The organism is Spirillospora sp. NPDC049652, assembly GCF_040675125.1.
In the GTDB taxonomy this organism is placed as follows: Bacteria; Actinomycetota; Actinomycetes; order Streptosporangiales; family Streptosporangiaceae; genus Spirillospora.
Genome location: NZ_JBFAOF010001414.1, coordinates 1 through 1,390 on the forward strand (window position 1 = coordinate 1; position 1,390 = coordinate 1,390).

The 1,390-nt window shown below is 76.2% G+C and carries 2 protein-coding genes; both read left to right on the top strand.

The annotated features are described in order from the left end of the window. The coding region (locus AB0J52_RS40670) for a glycosyltransferase (RefSeq protein WP_500188567.1) at nt 1–1,084 on the top strand (1,084 nt) is incomplete at its 5' end. Beyond that, on the top strand, nt 1,081–1,390 hold a 310-nt coding region (locus AB0J52_RS40675; RefSeq protein ID WP_500188568.1), incomplete at its 3' end, for a hypothetical protein. The genes AB0J52_RS40670 and AB0J52_RS40675, both read left to right, overlap by 4 nt.

The window sequence follows — 1,390 nt, forward strand, 5'->3', positions numbered from 1 at the left end:
GGCGGGGCGGCGCGGCGTCCTGGAGCCGCTGCTGCCGGACGGCGCGCGCGTGTACCCCGCCGAGGACCCGGCGTTCACCGCGAAGCTGGAGGCCGCGCGGCACATCTGGATGTCGCTGCGCGGACCGGCGGCGCTGAAGTTCTTCTGGGAGGAGTTCGCCGTCCCGCTCGGGCACGCGATGTTCCCGGGGATGGAGCGCGCGGTCGACCGGTTCCGTCCCGACGTCGTGGTCGCAGACCAGCAGGTTCTCGCCGCGCCCGTGGTGGCGCGGCTGCGCGGCGTGCCGTGGGCGACGTCGGCGACGACGTCCTCGGAGTTCACCCGGCCGCTCGCCGGGATGCCGCTGGTGGAGGAGTGGGTCCGGGACCGGATCGGCGGCTTCCAGGCCGACCACGGCATCGAGGACCTGATCGACCTGCGCTTCTCCGACCACCTCACGCTGGTGTTCTCCACCGGCGCGCTGGTCGGGGACGTGTCGTTCTTCCCCGACCACATCGCCTTCGTCGGCCCGGCGCTCGGCGGGCGGCCCGAGCAGGACGGGTTCCCCTTCGACTGGCTCGACCCGGCGGGCGAGGACGCGCGCCCGGCGGTGCTGGTGTCGCTCGGCACCGTCTCCGGCCCGGCCGGGGAGCGGTTCTTCCGGGTCGCGGCCGAGACGCTCGCGGAGATGGACGTCCAGGCGGTGTTCGCCATGCCGTCCGGCGCGAGCGAGTGCGAGGGATTCGCCCTCCCCGACAACGTGCTCGTCCGGGAGAGCGTCCCGCAGCTCGCGCTGCTGCCCAGACTGTCGGCGGTGGTCACGCACGGCGGGCACAACACCGTCTGCGAGGCGCTCGCGCACGGCCTTCCGCTGGTCGTCGCCCCGATCCGCGATGACCAGCCGGTCATCGCCCGGCAGGTGGAGGCGGCCGGAGCGGGCCGGATGGTGCGGTTCGCCCGGATCCGCGCGGACGAGCTGCGGACGGCGCTGACCGGCGTGCTCACCGACCCGGCGTACCGGGAGGCAGCCGCGCGGATCCGCGACTCGTTCGACGCCGCCGGGGGCGCCGCCCGCGCCGCCGACCTGCTGGAGAAGCTGACGTGAGCCGGCTCCCGGCCCTGCTGCCGATGGTGCTCCCGGCAGTGCTCTCCGCCGCGACGCCCGCCTTCCCGGTGCTGGTGGCGGCCGTCGTGACGGGGCGGGCCCTCGGGCTGCGACGGCGGATGCGCTCGATCGCGCCGCTGCCCGGGACGGGCCCGGGGCCCGGACCCGGCCCGAAGACCGGTCCGAGGCCGGGCGAGGGCCTCGGGGCTTTCGCCGTCCCGTCCGGGGCGGACGGGGAGGGCGGGTACGGGTTCGTCACGGGGGAGCGGGTCATGCTGTCCGGACCGGTCCGGCGGGCGGCGGCCG